Origin of the sequence: Chloracidobacterium sp. (assembly GCA_015075585.1) — a bacterium.
Lineage (GTDB): Bacteria > Acidobacteriota > Blastocatellia > Pyrinomonadales > Pyrinomonadaceae > OLB17.
The window spans coordinates 25,778-44,587 of sequence record JABTUB010000001.1 but is presented as its reverse complement, the minus strand read 5'-3'; the positions used below and the strand labels follow the sequence as shown (position 1 = coordinate 44,587).

The 18,810-nt window shown below is 55.1% G+C and carries 17 protein-coding genes and 1 tRNA gene; 7 read left to right on the top strand and 11 right to left on the bottom strand.

What is annotated here, in order from left to right; translation table 11 throughout:
• The first annotated feature begins 17 nt into the window (after positions 1-17).
• On the top strand, positions 18-1,073 hold the full coding sequence (locus HS105_00200; protein ID MBE7515024.1) for a hypothetical protein: 1,056 nt from the start codon (positions 18-20) through the stop codon (positions 1,071-1,073).
• On the top strand, positions 1,070-1,657 hold the full coding sequence (locus HS105_00195) for a hypothetical protein (GenBank protein MBE7515023.1): 588 nt from the start codon (positions 1,070-1,072) through the stop codon (positions 1,655-1,657). Before HS105_00200 ends, HS105_00195 begins: the two co-directional genes overlap by 4 nt.
• Positions 1,658-1,687: 30 nt before the next feature.
• On the opposite strand, the gene HS105_00190 is transcribed toward HS105_00195, so the two are convergent.
• Both HS105_00190 and HS105_00185 read right to left on the bottom strand, forming a co-directional pair.
• Positions 1,688-2,872: an aminotransferase class I/II-fold pyridoxal phosphate-dependent enzyme gene (locus HS105_00190; GenBank protein ID MBE7515022.1), complete on the bottom strand. Its 1,185-nt coding sequence runs from the start codon at positions 2,870-2,872 to the stop codon at positions 1,688-1,690.
• A gap of 46 nt (positions 2,873-2,918) precedes the next feature.
• The gene (locus HS105_00185; GenBank protein ID MBE7515021.1) at positions 2,919-4,856 is read right to left on the bottom strand and encodes a polysaccharide biosynthesis protein; all 1,938 of its coding nucleotides are present in this window, start codon (positions 4,854-4,856) and stop codon (positions 2,919-2,921) included.
• A gap of 145 nt (positions 4,857-5,001) precedes the next feature.
• On the opposite strand from HS105_00185, the gene HS105_00180 reads away from it, so the two are divergent.
• Positions 5,002-5,994 carry an SLBB domain-containing protein gene (locus HS105_00180; protein MBE7515020.1) on the top strand — a complete coding sequence of 331 codons (993 nt, stop codon included), beginning with the start codon at positions 5,002-5,004 and terminating at the stop codon, positions 5,992-5,994.
• On the opposite strand, the gene HS105_00175 is transcribed toward HS105_00180, so the two are convergent.
• The 3 genes from HS105_00175 to HS105_00165 form a co-directional block, all read right to left on the bottom strand.
• The gene (locus tag HS105_00175) at positions 5,995-7,839 is read right to left on the bottom strand and encodes a long-chain fatty acid--CoA ligase (GenBank protein ID MBE7515019.1); all 1,845 of its coding nucleotides are present in this window, start codon (positions 7,837-7,839) and stop codon (positions 5,995-5,997) included.
• The gene (locus tag HS105_00170; protein MBE7515018.1) at positions 7,836-8,453 is read right to left on the bottom strand and encodes a TetR/AcrR family transcriptional regulator; all 618 of its coding nucleotides are present in this window, start codon (positions 8,451-8,453) and stop codon (positions 7,836-7,838) included. Before HS105_00170 ends, HS105_00175 begins: the two co-directional genes overlap by 4 nt.
• Positions 8,454-8,535: 82 nt before the next feature.
• Positions 8,536-8,621: transfer RNA gene (locus HS105_00165), tRNA-Ser, on the bottom strand.
• A 169-nt stretch (positions 8,622-8,790) separates the two neighbouring features.
• Between HS105_00165 and HS105_00160 the strand changes: the two genes are divergently transcribed.
• Both HS105_00160 and HS105_00155 read left to right on the top strand, forming a co-directional pair.
• A complete protein-coding gene (locus HS105_00160) occupies positions 8,791-10,515 on the top strand; it encodes a DNA/RNA non-specific endonuclease (protein MBE7515017.1) in 1,725 nt (574 codons plus the stop codon).
• 2 nt (positions 10,516-10,517) lie between these two features.
• On the top strand, positions 10,518-12,404 hold the full coding sequence (locus tag HS105_00155; protein MBE7515016.1) for a hypothetical protein: 1,887 nt from the start codon (positions 10,518-10,520) through the stop codon (positions 12,402-12,404).
• Here HS105_00155 and HS105_00150 read toward each other — a convergent pair.
• A complete protein-coding gene (locus tag HS105_00150) occupies positions 12,391-12,768 on the bottom strand; it encodes a holo-ACP synthase (protein ID MBE7515015.1) in 378 nt (125 codons plus the stop codon). The two genes, HS105_00155 and HS105_00150, sit on opposite strands and share 14 nt — an antisense overlap.
• Here HS105_00150 and pgeF point away from each other — a divergent pair.
• On the top strand, positions 12,743-13,609 hold the full coding sequence (gene pgeF, locus HS105_00145; GenBank protein ID MBE7515014.1) for a peptidoglycan editing factor PgeF: 867 nt from the start codon (positions 12,743-12,745) through the stop codon (positions 13,607-13,609). The two genes, HS105_00150 and pgeF, sit on opposite strands and share 26 nt — an antisense overlap.
• On the opposite strand, the gene HS105_00140 is transcribed toward pgeF, so the two are convergent.
• Genes HS105_00140 through rlmN form a run of 3 tightly spaced genes read right to left on the bottom strand, consistent with a single transcriptional unit; the run spans position 13,602 to position 15,665 of the window.
• Positions 13,602-14,063: a hypothetical protein gene (locus HS105_00140; protein ID MBE7515013.1), complete on the bottom strand. Its 462-nt coding sequence runs from the start codon at positions 14,061-14,063 to the stop codon at positions 13,602-13,604. The two genes, pgeF and HS105_00140, sit on opposite strands and share 8 nt — an antisense overlap.
• Entirely contained in the window at positions 14,060-14,563 is a 504-nt protein-coding gene (locus tag HS105_00135; protein ID MBE7515012.1) for a hypothetical protein, read from the bottom strand. The genes HS105_00140 and HS105_00135 overlap by 4 nt, the downstream gene beginning before the upstream one ends.
• Positions 14,564-14,579: 16 nt before the next feature.
• Positions 14,580-15,665 carry a 23S rRNA (adenine(2503)-C(2))-methyltransferase RlmN gene (gene rlmN, locus HS105_00130; GenBank protein MBE7515011.1) on the bottom strand — a complete coding sequence of 362 codons (1,086 nt, stop codon included), beginning with the start codon at positions 15,663-15,665 and terminating at the stop codon, positions 14,580-14,582.
• Between the two features lie 67 nt (positions 15,666-15,732).
• Here rlmN and HS105_00125 point away from each other — a divergent pair, with 67 nt between their 5' ends.
• A complete protein-coding gene (locus tag HS105_00125) occupies positions 15,733-16,605 on the top strand; it encodes a DNA/RNA non-specific endonuclease (protein MBE7515010.1) in 873 nt (290 codons plus the stop codon).
• A gap of 4 nt (positions 16,606-16,609) precedes the next feature.
• Here the strand turns inward: HS105_00125 and dapF are convergent, their stop codons facing one another.
• Entirely contained in the window at positions 16,610-17,470 is an 861-nt protein-coding gene (gene dapF, locus HS105_00120; protein MBE7515009.1) for a diaminopimelate epimerase, read from the bottom strand.
• A gap of 36 nt (positions 17,471-17,506) precedes the next feature.
• A complete protein-coding gene (locus tag HS105_00115) occupies positions 17,507-18,787 on the bottom strand; it encodes a M28 family peptidase (protein MBE7515008.1) in 1,281 nt (426 codons plus the stop codon).
• Positions 18,788-18,810 lie beyond the last annotated feature (23 nt).

Genomic DNA, 18,810 nt, shown 5'->3' with positions numbered 1-18,810 from the left:
CTGCTGAGGAATTCTACATGGACGCAGCTCTTACAAAACCGAACTATTGGCTTTTTTCAAAAGGTGTCGATCTTACGGTCTTTTTGGGAAGTGCGGCAGCGTCGCTGGTGCTGCTTGCCGTCGGCTGGCGTCTGGGGCTTCTGGAAAGCGATTCGCCCGAATGGACGTGGATCGCGGCCGTGCTCTTTATCGATGTTGCACACGTCTGGTCAACGTCGTTCCGCGTCTATTTCGATATCGCCGAGGTAAAACGCCGAATTTGGCTTTATACCCTCGTTCCGGTGATCTGTTATGTACTCGGCGTGGCGCTTTACTCCGAAGGCGAACTCGTCTTTTGGAAGGTACTTGCCGCGGTCGCGGTCTATCATTTTGTAAGGCAGCAGTACGGATGGGTAAATCTTTATCGGCACAAACTCGGCGAGATAGATCGCCTGACCTGGTGGATCGACGCGGCGGCGATCTATCTGGCAAGCGTCTATCCCATTGTTTATTGGATGACGCGGCTGCCGCGCAGCTTCGAGTGGTTTGTCCAGAATGACTTTGTGGCATTGCCGGCCGCGGCCGAAACTGTTCTTTTTCCGATCTACATTGCCGCATTGTCGGCTTACTTTATCAAGTCGATCTATCTCTATTTTGCCAAAGGCTTTCTTAACATCGGCAAGGATATCATCGTAGCGACGACGGCCGTTTGCTGGTACGTCGGCATCGTCGCACTCAATTCGGATTACGCGTTCACGGTAACAAATGTCATCATTCACGGCGTACCGTATATCGCGCTAATTTGGGCCTATTCTCAGTTCCGACGCAGCGAAACAGGCCCATTCTATAAAGCCTTGTCATCGAATTGGGTCTTCTTTCTGGCAACTATTTGGGCACTTGCGTATATCGAAGAATTATTCTGGCATCGCGGCGTCTGGCATGAGAAGCAGTATCTTTTTGGCGGCGATTGGGATTGGACACAGACGCTGCGGATGCTGCTCGTGCCGCTCTTGGCACTGCCGCAGGCGACGCATTATGTGCTTGACGGCTTTATATGGCGGCGAAAGAGCAACCCGAACCTAAAGTTCCTATGATGCGTACGCTCAAATTATTCCTGCTGTGTGCGGCCCTTATCGCGGGGGCGTGCAAGGCGGGCGAGCGCGGCGGAACGTTCTTTGAAACGGACGAGACGGCCGAGGCAGGCAAGATCGTTGCAGATGCCAACCAAGATCTAAAAAAGATCAAGGTCCTTTACGAACAGAACGAGGGAAAGCGGCAGGAATTAAAGGACGCGATGGAGAAGAATGACTCTCTGAAAGCCAAGCAGATCGCCGACGATGTTGTATATCTGATAAACGACGGCGCCGCCTTGTGCCAAAGTGCGGTTGATAAGATACAGCGTGCGGAGTCGATGAAGATCAACAGCGATTACGCCGCGTATTTGCGGCTCAAGGAAGAGTCGCTCCAGCTTGAAATGGATGCCTTCGAGCAATACAGGCTTGCGGCCCGCGTACTCCGCGACAATTACGACCCGAAGAATGCCGTGATGAAAGAAAAGGTCAAGGAAGAGTTCAAGCTTCGGAACGATAACTATCGTGTCGCGATGGAAAAGGCGCGCGATAAGAGCAACCAGGCCAACGAGATAGCAAAAGCGGCGATGACAAAGACCGGCAGCTGAAGCGGAAAGAATAGGAAGCGGCCTGCGTTGTTACTTCAGCTTTGCGAGCCTTTCGGCCGCGGCTTCGAGCGTCTCATCTTTTTTACAGAAACAAAAACGTACCATTTGCGAGCCGAGCGACGCGTCGTGATAGAACGATGAGCCCGGAACCACCGCGACACCGATGTCGCGTATCAGATGCCGCGTGAATTCAACATCATTCGCGTATCCGAAGTTCGAAATGTCAGCCATCACATAATACGCACCCGCGGGATGATCGCATTTGAAGCCGGCATCACGCAGCACCGGCACAAGGAAGTCGCGCTTTCGGCGATATTCGAGCTGCAGGTCGGTGTAGTAGCCCGGCGGCAGCGCCATCGCGTATGCACCGGCGTGCTGGAGCGGATTCGCCGCCCCGACGGTCAAGAAATCGTGCACCTTGCGGATCGCCGAAGTGATATCCGGCGGCGCGATGCAGTAACCGACACGCCAGCCTGTTACGGAATACGTCTTTGAGAGCGAATTGACGACCACTGTGCGTTCGCGCATGCCCGGGATATTTGCCATGCAGATATGTTCGGACGGATCGTCGTCAGCGTCTCCGGAATAGATGATGTGCTCGTAGATCTCATCGGTGAAGCAAAGCGCGTCAAACTCTTTGCAAAGGTCGGCGATGAACTCCATTTCGCTGCGTGTAAAGACCTTGCCGGTCGGGTTGTTCGGATTGCAGATGATGATCGCCCGTGTCCTATCATTGAACGCCGCCCGAAGCTGTTCGCGGTCAAAAACAAAGCCGTTCTCGGTGCGGTAGAGCGGCACGTGACGCGGCACGGCATCGGACAGGATCGCGTCGGGCGCGTAATTCTCGTAAAAAGGTTCGAAGACCACGACCTCTTCGCCCGGATCGACCGTAGCCATCATTGTTGCGATCATTCCTTCGGTCGATCCGCAGGTTACCGTGATCTCGGCATCGGGGTCGAGGTCGAGGCCGAGATACCACATCGTCTTTGCCGCGATCGCATCGCGAAACTCCTTGACGCCCCACGTTACGGCATACTGATTATGATCGGCGGCTATCGCCTCCTGTGCCTTTTGTTTAATGTCGGCCGGAGCGGGCCAATCAGGAAAGCCTTGGCCGAGGTTGACCGCTTGATATTTTGCAGCCTCGCGCGACATTTCGCGAATCACCGATTCGGTGAAAAGGGCTGCTTTCTTCGAAATACGCTGCTTTGACATATTCCTATGATACGCCGCCGCGCTGCAGCTTGCATTGCGCCGGGTGTCAGTGCCCTGCCGCCTCGATCTTGCGCTTCGCATCCTGTTCGGCGATCGTCGTGAGCGTAATGTTCGCTTCGGGGAGCGACTCGGCAAATGCAAGGCGTATCTGAGCTTCGTTATTGGCATCTACTGCTGAACTGAGCCGTGTGAGAATAGCCGCGACTTCCTCGGGCGAAAATGTTCGTATGCGGCCGATGAATATCTTCGGATGGCGTGTCTTCAAGAGGTCTTCGCCCGTGATCTCAAGCTCCTCAAAGAGCTTTTCACCGCCGCGAATGCCCGAAAATTCTATATCGATATCCTCGTACGGCGTCAGCCCCGAAAGACGTATCATATCCTCAGCAAGGTCGAGTATCTTTACTGGGCGTCCCATATCGAGGATGAATATCTCGCCGCCGTTGCCGAGAGCCGCCGCCTGCAGCACAAGCTGCGAAGCCTCGGGGATCGTCATAAAGTAACGCGTCATATCACGGTGCGTTACCGTGATCGGGCCGCCCTTACGTATCTGCTCCTTAAAGATCGGCACGACCGAGCCTGCCGAGCCGAGCACGTTGCCAAAGCGGACGGCGACATACTTTGTCCGATAGGTTTGGTTGAGTTCCTGTATGACGATCTCGGCGACGCGTTTCGAGGCGCCCATTATCGAGGTCGGGTTGACGGCCTTGTCGGTCGAGATCATAACAAAATCATCCGCACCGAACTCGCCCGCGAGACGGCCGACGAGCTTCGTCGCGAAGATGTTGTTCTTAACGGCCTCGGCCGCGTTTTGCTCCATCAGCGGAACGTGTTTATGTGCGGCTGCGTGAAAGACGACCTGCGGACGGTACTGCTCAAAGATCGAGCGCATACGCGCTTCGTCTGCAATATCGGCGATCAATGGGATGTAGCCGCCATCACGGCCGGAAGCGGCAAGCTCGCGTTCGATATTGAATAGCAAGAATTCCGCACGCTCAACAAGCAGCAGAAGTTTCGGATGAAACGGCGCGATCTGGCGAATAAGTTCTGAACCTATCGAGCCGCCCGCACCTGTTACGAGGACGACCTTTTCTGCGAGCAGATCGTTCAGGTTGTTGCCGTCAAGTTCGACAGGGTCGCGGCCGAGGAGGTCCTCGATCTCGACATCGCGGATGCGGCTTACGTTTACGCTGCCTTGTGCGATCTCATCAAGGCCGGGAATGATGCGTGCCTTTACGGGTATCGCCGCACAGATATCCATTATCCGGCGTATGTCTTTACCATTAGCCTGGTCGATCGCGATGACGACCTGTTTTATGTCGAGTTCGTGGACGAGCTTTTCGAGGCGTGCGGTTGTGCCGAGCACCTTTATCCTGTTGACGCTGCCGCCGACCTTTCGCTGGTCGTCATCGACAAAGCCGCGTATCTCAAGCTCGGAATCGCCTCGGCCGTGTACCTCTTTTACAAGCGTCGAACCCATTCGGCCGGCACCGACAATAAGCGTCGGGATGTTCTTAATGCGCTTTCGTCCGGCCGGAACACGATTCTTTTCGTTCAGCTCGTAGAAAAAGCGGCGCAGGATGCGTAGGCCCAACAGCCCGCCGAACGCCATCATCGTGTCGATCAATATCACCGATACCGGCACCTGCCAGGTATCAGATCGCGTAAAAATAATAAGGAATCTGAAAATAAGCAGGACGGAAAGCGATATGACAGCGGCCTTAATAAAGACGCGGATATCCTCGATGCTGACATAACGCCAGATCAGCGAATATGCCCCGACGAGGAACATCGCTGAGAGCTGTACGAGCACGACGAACGGAAGCTGCTTAAGAGCCGTATCGATATAAAATTCGCCGAGTTGGATATTGACCGCCGGCAGATACGCTATAAAGAATGCCGCGCACAGAACGGCAACGTCGCCGACAAATTGCAATGGCCGCCGCAGAAACCAATATCGATCGCCAAATAGCGTACTGTCGTCCATCAAAGTGCTTATTTTGAAAGTAACCGCAATATTTCTCAACTGTCAATCAACATTTCACGCCAAATGTTCATCACAGATACATAAAAAAGCGCCGGATCGGCGGTTTTTTGGGTTATACTAAGCATCGATGTTCCGGAGGTATGTTATGACGTTCCGACTCCTTACATTCTTTTTTGTAATAACGCTTGCGGGCATTGCCGCCGCGCAACCTTCCTCAGTGCCGAAGGCGGCCGACGACCGCGGCTATATGATCGCTTCGGGCGATGTGATCGAAGGCAAAGTACTTGGCGAAGAACAATTCAACTTCATATCGACGGTCGATGAGGACGGTAAATTTTTCGTGCCGTTCTCTGACGCCCCTATATCGGCTTCCTGCCGCACCGAAGCTGATGTGCGTAAGGAAGTGCTCACGCTGCTTAGCAAATACCTTCGAAATCCGCAGGCGAACATACGCGTAACGGAACGAAAGAGCCGCCCGCCCGCAACCGTCTATGGCGAGGTGCGTACGCCCGCACAGGTTGAATTGCGGCGCGATACGACACTTGTCGAGCTGATCTCATTCTCGGGCGGCATAACCGATGACGCCGGCGGAACTGTTCAAGTCTTCAGGACACGGAAGCCGGTTTGCGTCGATGATCCGGATGCAATGTGGACGGTTAGCTCGAATGATCCTACCGATGTGCCCTCGCGTGTGTACAGCCTGCGGAGTATCCAAACAGGTACGGACGATTCGAACCCGAAAGTATATCCCGGCGATGTGGTCATAATTCCAAAGGCATCGCCGGTCTATATCACCGGGGAAGTTGTCGCGCCGCAGGGAGTTTACTTGAAAGAAGGCGGTATGTCGCTTACCGAGGGCATCGCAAAGGTTGGCGGCGTGCGTGCCGAGGCAAAGACCAAAGAGATCAGAATTTCAAGGCTAAAGCCTAATTCGACCGACCGCGAACTCATAATAGCCAACTATGATGACATCAAGAAAGGCGTTCAAAAGGATCCGATGCTTGAACCGTACGACATCGTCGAGGTGAACCGTGCAAAGGACAATATCGCGCAGACGATCCTGAAATTCGCACTCGGTCTCGGCAAGACTGCGATTTCCAGCGCCACCAGCAGTATCGGCTACCGCGTTCTTTATTGATCAGTCCTGATACAGAGTATCTATCAGTGTGCGGTATTTTTCGTCGATTACGCGGCGCTTGACCTTGAGGGTCGGGGTCAGTTCGCCGCCGTCAACGGTTAGCTCCTTATCCAGCAGAATTATCTTCTTGACCTTCTCGAACTGTGAAAGCTCGGAAGTGTATTTCTCGACCTGACGCATCATCAGGTCGTTTACCTTTTCGCTTGCGCAAAGCTCCTCCGGCGTGTGCAGATCAAGGCCTTTAAGTTCTGAATATGATGCAAGCATTTCGAAGTTTGGCACGATGATGGCGGCCGGGAACTTCCGCTCATTGCCGATCAGTACGACCTGGCTGACAAAACGCGACGCCTTGATCATCTGCTCGATCGGTGAAGGCGCGATGTATTTGCCGCCCGATGTCTTGAAAAGCTCTTTCTTTCGGTCGGTGATCTTCAAATAGCCGTCCGCATCCAGCTCGCCGATGTCGCCGGTACGCAGCCATCCGTCCTCGGTGAATACCGCTTTTGTCGCTTCTTCTTTGTGATAGTAACCGATCATCACGCCCGGGCCTTTTACCTCGATCTCGCCGTCCGCAGCGATGCGGACGCTGACATTGGCGATCGGGCGCCCGACAGTGCCGAGCCGCGAGAATTTCGGGTTGTTCGATGAGACGACCGGCGAGGTCTCCGTGAGGCCGTAGCCCTGCATTATCGCGATGCCGGCGCCGGTGAATATCAGATAGATATCATCCGAGAGAGCGGCTCCGCCCGTGATGCAATAACGCAAATTTCCGCCAAAGAAATCGCGCATCTTTGCAAATACGATCTTATCTGCCAGATTGTGCTTTGCCGCGAGAGCGATCGATACGGGCCGTCCGGATGTCGTCGATCTCGCATATTCCTTTGCCAGCTCTATTGCCCAGTCGAATATTCGTTCGCGGATCGGATTTGACCTTGCGGCCGAGATGCGTGCTCTTTCATAGACCTTTTCAAAGATCCGCGGCACCCCGATAAAGATGCTCGGCCGAACCTCCTTAAGGTTATCAGGCACCTTGTCTATCGATTCGGCGTAATGAACAGCCATTCCGTGATGGATATAGACATACATTCCCGTCCGCTCAAAGATATGTGACAGCGGCAGCACCGATAGGCAAACGTCGTCGGCCGTGAATTCATACATCTCGGCGGCGTCTATCACATTTGAGACGATGTTGCTCTGGCTCAGCATAACGCCCTTCGGCTCGCCCGTCGTGCCGCTCGTATAGATCAGCGTAGCGACATCCGCCGGCGAAACTGCGGCGTGCAGCTCTGCGATCAGCTCAGGCCGGTGTGCCCCGAGTTCGCGGCCGCGGCCGAGCAGATCATCGAATGCGATGCCGCGATCAATGCCTGTAATGTCATTGTCAAACAATACTATATGCTCGATCGTCACTTGACCCTTGAGAGTTTCTGCGAGGTTCTCATACGATCCGCGGTCGGCAAGGAAGATAAGCCGTGAGCCTGAGTCATTTAAGATATATTCGACCGAATGTGCTGCAAGCGTTGTGTAGATCGGCACATCAATGATGCCTGCGAATTGGCAGCCCGCGTCGGCAAATGTCCATGCGGGCGAGTTCGGGGCGAGTATCGCTGCTCGGTCGCCCTTACGAAGCCCGAGCGAATACAGCCCGAGCGCGGTTTCCTCGCAACGTTCGATCATCTCGGCGGACGAGATGCTTTGCCACTCACCGGCAATTTTGCTCACCAACGCCCTTTTCGTCGGATGTTCAGCCGCCGCAAGCAGAAAGAGGTCCGCGATCGTCGCCGGCAGGCCGCGTTCGGTAAGCCGCGGTGCGATATGTGCGGAAGTTTCGGTGATCTGCGTCATCGGTTGATCATCCCGTCGAGAAACAGCGACATCACGATGCCTGCCATTGGAGCAAGCTGATATTGGCGGTTCGAAAGCACCCAATTCGTAACCATTTCATCGAGAGCGCCGTAGAGTATCTTTGCCGCAATGATCGGCTTTACGTCGCCGCGAAAGCTGCCGTCCGCTTGTCCTTCCTGTATCGTCTTTCGTATCAGATCGAGGTATTCGCTGAAGGCGGCAGCTGAGAACTCCTGCATATGCTTTGTCGAGCCGCGCAATTCGACCTGAAAGACGATCGCAAGATCACGGTCAGCCCCGAGGCGTTCGAGGTGTATCTCCGCTATCTTTCGAAGCTTCTCGATCGGTGTCTGCAACGACTGCAGTTCGTGCTTGCCCTTTGTAATGAATTCGGTCATCGCACGATCAAAGATCGAGTGGAGTATCTCGTCCTTGCTCTTAAAGTAAAGATAGACGGTTCCGTCGGCGATGCCGGCTTCGCGTGCTATATCGGCGACCTTTGAGTTGAAATACCCTTTACGTGCAAAGACACTCACCGCCGCACGCAGTATTGCTTCGTGCTTGTCGGCTACACTGCCGCGTCCCGCGGATCTTGAGCTGATCGGTTTAGCCATCGTTCCAATGAATGAATACTCATTCATTATGCCCCAGAAAACCGCCGGGTGCAAGAAAAAAATCGTGTTGATGAGGAAAGAATGGCGGAGAGGACAGGACTCGAACCTGCAAGCGGTCACCCGCGGTAGTTTTCAAGACTACTGCCTTACCAATTAGGCTACCTCTCCGCATTGCGGAGGCAAATAATGAATATACGCCACAGGGCCGCTTAATGACAACCAAATCGAACGGCTTTCGCCGTACGGCGGCAGCAGAACTTAGAGAAATACGTCTTAATATGGTACAAATAGAATTTGTGCCTTCAGAAGAAGAGCAGTTTTACACAGGTATTTGTTAATGAGGAAATTCATATTATTTTCGACCGTACTGACGCTTGCCGGTGTATTCGCCGCACTTGCATTCCAAGTATCGGCGGATGGCAATGACGGTAATTCGCTGGCATCGAATTCACTTGTGATCAGCCAGGTGCAGATGGGCGGACCATCGGATGCCAATGACGAATTCGTCGAGATCCACAACAACAGCAACGCACCGATCGATCTGAACGGCTACCGTATCGTGTATCGTTCGCAGAACGGCACGAATGATGTAGCAAATGCCTTCGCGGTCTGGTCAACTTCGACGATCATACAGCCCGGGCAATATATGCTGATCGCGTCAACGGCCTACACGGGCGGTGTGACGCCTGATAAGACGTACAACCCGACGACCTGCTCGTGTTCGATGAGTGCGGCGAACGGCGGCGTAGCGATCCGTCAGGGCGAAAATAATACAGGTGCGATCATTGACTCGGTTGCGTGGGGCTCGGTGAATAACGGATTTACCGAAGGCTCGCCCACAACGGCACCCGGGAACGGCAACAGCAAGGCCCGCGCACTCGGCGGTTGTCAGGATACGGACAACAACGCCGCTGATTTCAGCACGCTGACGCCCGGCGCGGCCCGAAACTCCTCGACCGCTCCCAACGTCTGTGCGGGCGGCGGTACAACGCTGTTCGCCGCGATGGCAGCAAACCCGACCGCGGTCAATCCCGGAGCGACAACGCTGCTTACGGTAACGGTTCTGCCGGCGACCACTCCGCCAAGTACGGGAATCGTGGTTACGGGCGATCTTACGACCATCGGCGGTGATGGGTCACAGACGTTCTACGATGACGGAACGCACGGTGACGTAACCGCCGGCGATAACAAATTCTCATTCCTTGCCACCGTTACTGGTGATACTCTGCCGGGAACAAAGCAGCTTTTTGCTACCGCGGCCGACCAAGAGGGGCGCACGGCGCCTGCGAGTGTAAATATTACGGTCAACGGAGCCACACCGAATGAGGATCCGCTGATCTTCGGCAACCCGAGCGGAGCGACCGCAGATGTCAACAACTTTGACAACTATCTGATCCAACGCACGGCTTACACGATGTCGTACAACCGCACAAAGAACGGCCCGAATTGGGTTGCGTGGAGGCTTGACACAAGCTGGATCGGAGGCTCGGGCCGCGGGGATTTTGCACCGGATACGAGCCTGCCGCAAGGTTGGTATCAGGTGCAGCCGAACGATTATTCAGGCTCGAACTACGACCGCGGCCATATGTGCCCGTCAGGCGACAGGACGATCTCGTCAGAGATCAATAACCAAACATTCCTGATGTCCAACATCGTGCCGCAGCTCGCCGCGAACAATCAGGGGCCTTGGGCCGATCTTGAGAACTATTGCCGCACGCTCGCATCACAGGGCAATGAGCTCTACATCATCTCGGGGCCGAACGGCAATATCGGAACCATCGGGGCGAATCAGGACCCGGCAAAGCGCATCGTTGTGCCTGAATCTACTTGGAAGGTCGTTCTTGTGCTGCCGAACGGTACGAACGACCTTGCCCGTGCCAGTTCGCGTGCAACCCGCGTATTCGGTGTCATAATGTCGAATCAATCGATCTCGCAAAGTGCTCCGTGGCGAAATTTCCGGGTAACTGTTGACCAGGTCGAGCGTCTAACAGGTTATGACTTCTTCTCGCTAATACCAAAGAATACGCAGGAGATCATAGAACGCCGCCGCGATAGGTTGTAATTATGTCATTTTCAAGAAAGTTCAATTCCGCACTTCTGGGCGCCGCCATTATTTTGGCAGGCGCCTTTTCCGTCCTTGCACAAACCAATTACACGATCGCCGAGGTGCAGGGCGACAAGGCCGTCTCGCCGCACGAACGCGAAAAGGTCCGCATTTCAGGTGTAGTGACCGCCGTCTTAAAAAAGGGATTCTATATCCAAACGCCGGACGATAAGGTGGATGATAACCCAAAGACATCCGAGGGAATTTACGTCTATGGCGAACAGAGCGCCGGGCAGGTTGCCCTGCGCGACCTCGTACAGGTCGAGGGCACGGTCGCGGAGTTCCGTCCGCGTACGGAACGCATCTTCTTGAGCATTACCGAGATCACGCAGCCGACCGTCAAGGTGCTGTCAAAAGATAACCCGATGCCTTCTGCGGTAACGCTCACGACGGCCGACCTCGACCCGCGCGGCAAGCTCGATCAGATGGAACGCTTTGAAGGGATGCGTGTGCGTGCCGATCTGGTCGTTGTCGGGCCGACCGGCGGCTTTACGAATGTAAAGACGGGCATTACGACATCGAACGGCGTATTCTTTGCGACGCTGCAGGGCGTGCCGCGGCCGTTCCGCGAGCCGGGTGTAGATGTGCTGACCGCGTATGTTGACAAGCTGGCTGACACGGTGCCGCGATTTGATATGAACCCCGAGATACTGCGCATTGACAGCCTCAGCCAGGTCGATGCAAAGCCGCTTGATCTTACAACGGGTGTAACGATGAAAGGCGTTACGGGCGTGATAGATTACTCAAAGAAATTCTACACATTGGTAATGGATGCCGCCGGCAGGCCTGAGCCCGAGAATATGCGGACATTCTTTCCGGTAAAGGCTGCCGGAGCGCGCGAGCTAACGGTCGGGAGCTTCAACATCGAGAACTTCTTCGATGACGAGGTGAATTCAAGCAACGTTAAGAATGAAACAGTGTTGCCGAAAGACGTCTTTCAGGCGCGTTTGAAGAAGGTGTCGCTCGCCATACGCAATGTGCTTGCAATGCCGGATATCCTCGGAATAGTCGAGGTCGAGAACATCAAAGTGCTGAAAAAGGTTGCCGACCAAGTAAATGCTGATGCTGTCGCAGCGGGCCAGCCCGACCCGAAATACGTCGCGTATCTCGAAGAAGGCAATGATGTTCGCGGTATTGACGTCGGCTTTCTGGTCAAGTCCGGCAAGGTCAAGGTCGTTGAGACAAAGCAGCTCGGTGCAAAAGAGAAGCTCGGTTCATACGCCAATGATCCGAACGATGTGCTCTACGATCGCCCTCCGCTGATGCTGCGTGCCGAAGCGGCCGATCCGGAAAGTTCAAAACCGCTCGCGGTTACGGTGATCGTCAACCACTTCAAATCATATCGCGGCATCGACGATGTGAAGGACGGCGAGCGAGTTCAGAATAAACGCCGCCTTGAGGCAGAGTGGCTCGCAAATTACATACAAGATAGGCAAAAGGCCGACCCGAACGAGAATATCATTGTCTGCGGCGACCTTAATGCATTCCAGTTCAACGACGGCTACAACGACCTTATCGGGATACTCAAAGGACGATCCGATCAGAACGTACTTACGCCTTCAAGAACGGCATTTACGACGAACCTGGCAGACCTCGTTGATTTTATCAGTCAGGAAAACCGCTATTCGTATGTTTATGACGGTTCGGCACAGGCTCTCGACCATATACTGGTCAATAAGCCGGTCCGTGAGCATTCGCTGAAATTCGGCTTTGCTCGCGTGGATGCAGACTTTCCGCTGGTTTGGAGCAATGATGCGACGCGGCCGGAACGTGTGTCAGATCACGATGCTCCGGTCGTCTTTATTTCGTTCGACGCGGCAAAGCCGACGCCGGTCAAGCCTCAATGATCACCTGCGCAACGGCATATTCGGCCGTATGCGAGATCGAAAGATGGACAAAGCGGCCGCCGATCTCGGTGAGCCGCTTTTCTGCTTCTCCGGCGATGGCCAATGACGGCTTGCCTTCGGCACTATTGACGATCTCGACATCGTGCCACGCGATCTTACCGCGCCAGCCCGTGCCGAGCGCCTTCAGAAAAGCCTCTTTTGCAGCAAAGCGTGCAGCATAGCTCTGTGCGGATGCGGCGCCGCGTTCTTTGCAGTATTCGCGTTCGCGGGCCGTATAGACACGTTCGGCAAAACGCGGCGTTCTCGTCAACGTTTCGCTGATACGGTAAACTTCTACAATGTCGATGCCTGTCGAAACTATCATCAAAGAACCCTCAGAAGAACAGATTTTAACCGATTCGGGCTTTTCGTGGCGAGAAGGCGGCGGCGTAAAGGTGCTTGTCTGCGATGCGCTCGAAACGGCAGGCTTTGCGAACGGCTTCTCGACACGCGTGGGCGGCGTGTCAGCCTTTCCCGAGGGTGATCTGAACCTTGCCGGCTTTAATGAAGATGATGCCGCAAATATCTACGAGAACCGCCGCCGATTCCTGCGGCTCTTCGGCGAATATCGGCTAGCACTCGTTTGGCAAGTACACGGCGATACGATCCATCGTGTTGACGGCGTTGAGGATGCGGGTGATTCGGGCGTGAATGCCGATGCTGTCATCTCGAACGCCGCCGGAATCCTCGCAGGCGCCAAGACCGCAGACTGTGTGCCGGTGCTGATAGGCGACCCTGTGACAAAGGCTTTCGCGGCGGTGCATGCGGGCTGGCGCGGTACCGTCCGTTCGATCGTAAGTAAAGCGCTCGATGCGCTGTCGGAGAATTACGGATGCGATCCGTCGAATGTCATCGCAGCTATCGGCCCGGCCGCATGCGGGCGCAGTTATGAGGTCGGATCTGATGTGATCGAGCAGTTCGACGAGAATTTTAGCGACGCGGCCGACTATTTCACGCCGACGCGTGAAGGCCACGCGTTGGTCGATCTTCACCTTGCGAATGCGAGGCAGCTTTTGAATGTGGGCGTTAGAGAGGAGAATATCTACACTGCACCGTTCTGCACAATGGAGCGGCCCGACCTCTTTTTCTCATATCGCATCGAGAAAAAGATGAACGGTAAAACGGGCCGTTTGCTGTCGGTCATCGGTCGAAAACAGGCTATTTAACTCGGGCCGTGAGCGTGATGTTCTGCGTCTTCGGCGCGTAGCAGACCTCATCCGTGCAGGCTTGGTATCTTACTGCAACATTCACACTTATCGATCTGCCGCGATAATTTGCCGGAACTGTTACCGTAAATGGGAACACAACACGGCCTTGATATACATTGACGGGTGCATCGGCGAACGGGAAGCGGCGGTTACGGCCGCGAGGGTAAGAAACAGCACCGATCTTCAGCCTGCTTGCCGAGGGGCGAATGCTTGTCGCTATCGCATATTCGCTGCCCGGGCGGCTTGAGTTGACATGCAGGCCGCTCGGGATATTCAGCACAACGGCGGCGCGGACGGCTTTGCCGCGTGTTGCTGCGGGCAGCGATCCGCTGACCGACTGTGCCGCAACCCCGATCGAAAAGCAAAATGCGAGGGAGGCCGCGATCATCAACTTGTTGAACATTACTCTCATTTCACACGAAAACTCTCAAGCATCGCATCCGTTCGCGACCGCACATCGTCGCCCGCATCATCCATAACGGAAAGCCTCAGGTCATACACTCCCGCAGCGGCGGCGACAAGCTTGTGCGTTTCGGTAACATTGATGCCTTTCGCCGTGGTTCTTTTGGTTGCGGTTATGTAACGCCGCTCGCCGATCACCTCGATCTCGCCGCTTTGTGTAAGTCCAAGCCCCTTTATAACCTCATCGACCGCCGCGCCGCCGTGCAGAACGAGCCTGTATCTGGCGAGCCGAACATCCGCAGCGTCGCCCGTGCCGAATTCCTTTGTATAGCCTTCGAGCAGTACATCGCCCGGATCGACGATGTTCAGAAAGCCCTGTGGTTTATCGATGCTGTATTCGGATGCATCGATCGTCTCGCCCTCAAAAGCCTTTGCCGCCGACCGCTTTATGCGTGTCGAGGCATAGATCATCAGGGCGACGATGATGAGTCCGGGGATAAGAAGTTCCATACGGATCGATTGTCGGTCAGAAAACTTTATCTTGCGAAAATCCCTCTGCCTTTGCGGCGAGCTGGCCGCATGCGGCAAATATATCGCGGCCGCGCGGCTGGCGAACATACGCCGAGACGCCGTTTGACTCAAGCGTCTTTTTGAATGATGCCACACGCTCGGGCGTTGACGCACTGTAGGCAAGCTCTTTCGCACCGTTGTGCGGTATCAGGTTCACCTTAACACGCGTCAGTTGATAGCGTGCGAGCAGAGCGGCAAGGTCACGCGCATCCGCTTCGCTGTCATTCACACCGCCGAGCATTACATATTCAAAAGTGAACCGCTCGCCGCGCCGCAGGCTGGCCTCAAATTCTTTTGCGGCGGTCATAAGCGCGTCGATATTCCAGCGTTTATTTATCGGCATCAGCTTATCGCGCAGCTCATCACGTGCGGCTGTCAGCGAGATCGCAAGATGCGGACGATCTTCAAGCTTTGCGAATTCGTAGATCTTCGGCACAATGCCGACGGTCGAGATCGTAACGCGGTTTGGCACGATAAAAAGGCCGTCCTTGTCGGCCATGATCCGCAGTGCGGCGATCAGATTCTCAAAATTATGGAACGGTTCGCCCTCGCCCATGCCGACGAGGTTGGTGCCGTGCGGCGTCTCTGCCTGTTCGCCGTAAACGTCGTTAAGAACGATGATGATCTGCTCGACGATCTCGCCCGGCGAGAGGCTGCGGAGGAGCCCAAGCTGTGCCGTAAGGCAGAAATCGCACTTTAGTGCGCAGCCCGATTGGGAAGAAAAGCAGATGGTGTCGCGATTTTCCGACGGGATGAACACCGTCTCGACCGGAAATCCCTCATCGGTCCTCATCAGGTAACGCCGCGTGCCGTCAATTGATACGTAACGCGATTCGACCGACAGTCGCGACACGTCAGCGACCGCATCGAGCCGGTCTCTAAATCTTTTCGGCAGATCGGTTATCTCTTCAAAACTGCTCAGGCGTCGTTGGTGCAAAGCTTTGAAGACCTGCATCGCACGGTATTTCGGCTCGCCCATCTGTTCTGCTTTTTCGGCGAGTTCGTCACGTGAGAGGCCAAGTATATGTGTCTTTGCGGCCATCCCTTTATTTTAACGCAAACCGTGCCGAAGCGCGCGATGCCGCAACTCTGTTAAAATCAATGCGGTAATGAAGACAACGGTATGCAGAGCCTTACTGATCGCGATGTTGGCGGTAGTGTCGGCTCTCGTGCAGGGCTGTTCGCAGATCGGGCAGAATGTTCCAGAACCGCCGCCGAAGCATTCGACACACGAACTGCCGCACGACAACGTACAGCGGCCTGACCCGCTGCCTTTCGGCGACCCGTCTAACGCAGCTGCCGATCCTGCTGACCTGAACAACTTGCTTGTTCGGCATCGCAGCCATGTACTTTCATATAACAACAGCCGCGGAACGCTGAATTGGGCCGCTTGGTTCACGACAAAGGCGGATCTCGGCGAGCGGCTCGAACGGCCGATGTTCAAGCCCGACACGAGCCTGCCGAACGGTGCAAAGCGGATACAGTATTATGATTATTCGGGCAGCGGCTACGACCGCGGGCATATCGTGCCGAGCGCGGACCGATTTGCCGACCCTGAGCTGAACGCCGAGACCTTTTTGATGACCAATATCGTGCCTCAGACCTCAAGCCTCAACCAATACCCTTGGAACAAGCTCGAGGTTTATGCACGCAGCCTGGCACGCAGCGGCAACACGCTTTACACCATCGCCGGCGTTTACGGTGAGCAGGAGCGGCTGAAGAACCGCGTTACGGTGCCGACCAATTGCTGGAAGGTGATAGCCGTGTTCCGCGGCGGCGCAATTCAGTTCGATACGCGGACACGGGTAATTGCCGTTGATATGCCTAATATTGCGGGGCTTGAGGACGCGGATTGGAAGCAATATATCACGACCGTAGATGAGATAGAGAAGAGAACAGGGCTTGACCTCTTCAGCAATGTTCCCAAGGAACTGCAGGAAAGGCTCGAATCCCGGCCTTACGCCGCACTGAAGAGCAGGTAGAGCTTCAGATCATCCACTCGCCGGAAAAGACGAATTCGGCCTTGCCCTTCAGAATGATCTCGTCATCATCCCTCCACTCGACCTCAGTTACGCCGCCTTCGGAATGAACGTTCACCTTGCGTTCGGCTTTGAGCAGGAATGAGCTGAGCACCGCCGAACCCGTCGCACAGGTGCCGGACGCCGATGTTTCACCCGCGCCCCGCTCCCATATTCGAATCTCGATATTCCCGCGGTCGATCACGCGGACAAAGACGACATTCGCACGCTCGGGAAAGCGTTCGTGCGTTTCGACCTGCCGGCCGATGCTGCGCCAATCCAGGTCGAAATTCTCAACAAAGATGCACACGACCGGATTGCCGACATTCACCGCCGAAAAGACGTAGTGCCGCCCGTCGATCTTGAGCGGTTCGTTAACGACCGCAGGCCTCAGCGTATCGGTCAGCACCGGCACGAGGTCGGATGCGAACGCGGGCTTTCCGATCTCGGCATTGAACCAATACTCGCCGGCTTCGTTCTTCTCGATCAAGTGGTAATTCTTGATGCCGCTGCGCATCTTGAGCCTCAGATCGGCGTCCTTCCAGATACCTTTGTAATACAGGCATGCGACCGCGCAGCGCGTGCCGTTACCCGAAAATCCGGCGATGCTGCCGTCGGGATTGATGATCTCGCAGCTGAACTCGGCATCGTCGCCCTCGAGAGGTGTCAGAACCGCGACGCCGTCGGCACCTACGCCGGTGTTGCGGCGGCACATCGCAACCGCAAGCTCGCCGAGCGGCAACTGAGTCGGCGCCGAGCCAAGCTCGATAACAAGATAATCATTGCCAAAGCCGTGAAATTTGTAGAACGGTATCGTTATCATTGACACTTATCGGCTGTTTGCGACGGTGCGGACATCGTCGGCTCAGCGCTTCTCCGGCGTTATCTTGAATGTCAGCCGCTCAGCACCGCGCAGGACGATGATCTCGTATTCCTTGCCCGGTTCCATTTCGTTGAGCGCCTTCATATAGTCTTGGATCGTCTTTACCTCGATGCCGGCAAGCCCTACGATCTTGTCATTGCCCTTCAAACCGGCATGGGCGGCCGGAGAATCATCACGCACACCGTCGATCACAAGGCCGTCGGTCGCATCTGTGTAGCTCGGTATCGTGCCGAGCGTTACCTTAAAGCCCGACCGTCCGCCGCTTGTGCCCGAGCTTTTTGCAACCTCGTAGGTCGGCCGCTTCGGGCTGCGATCGATCGCTTTTGCGATCGTACGGATATAGTTCATTATGCTGAGCTCACCCGCGTAATTTATCTTTTCGGCGGTGTCCGTGGGCTTATGATAATCGAGGTGTGTGCCTGTAAAAAAGAAGAGAACGGGAATTTTTTTCGTGTAGAACGATGAATGATCCGACGGGCCGAAACCGTCCTCGGTCAATTGGAGCGTGAACGGCAGCGAGTTCGCATCGTGCGCAGCGCTATTTGCCGCACCTTTGTTCAGGTTCTCGACAAGCGCTTTCCATTCGGCTGCGGTGCCGATGCCGCCGATGTTCAGTTTGCCGTCGTGCAGGCGGCCGACCATATCGAGGTTGATCATTGCTATCGTATCCTCGACCGGCACTACAGGGTTATTGACATAATACTTCGATCCGAAAAGGCCTTCTTCCTCGCCGCTGAAGGCGATAAAGATGAATGTTCGTGCATTCGACCTCTCCTTCGCAAAGAGCCGTGCGAGTTCGAGCATCGCGGCGGTGCCTGAGGCGTTATCGTCGGCGCCATGATGGATCTCGGTCGAGTTCGCCGCAAGGCTCCCTTCGCCGCCGCGGCCAAGGTGGTCGTAATGTGCCCCGATCACGATGGCTTCTTTCTTGAGCTTTGCATCACGTCCCGGCAGGACGCCTACGACGTTGTATCCCGTAACCTCTTTGTAGGGGAAAGGCTGCAAGTATGTCCGCTTTCCTTTGTCGGTAAACGCGGGCCGCAAACCTATGGCGGCAAACTGCTTTGCCAGATAAGTTCCCGCCTCGGTGGCTCCGGGCTCGCCCGTGCGGCGGCCTTCGAGCTTATCGGCGGTAAGATAGCTTATCGTTCTGCGTATCGCCGCCTCTTCAGGCGAGGCCTTGGCAGGCTGTGCCTTTTGCGCATAACCGGCAGAAACGAATGCAACTACAACAAGAAGCGAACTTAGAAAATGCTTTTTCATTGCCTGCAACCCTCTAAATATCC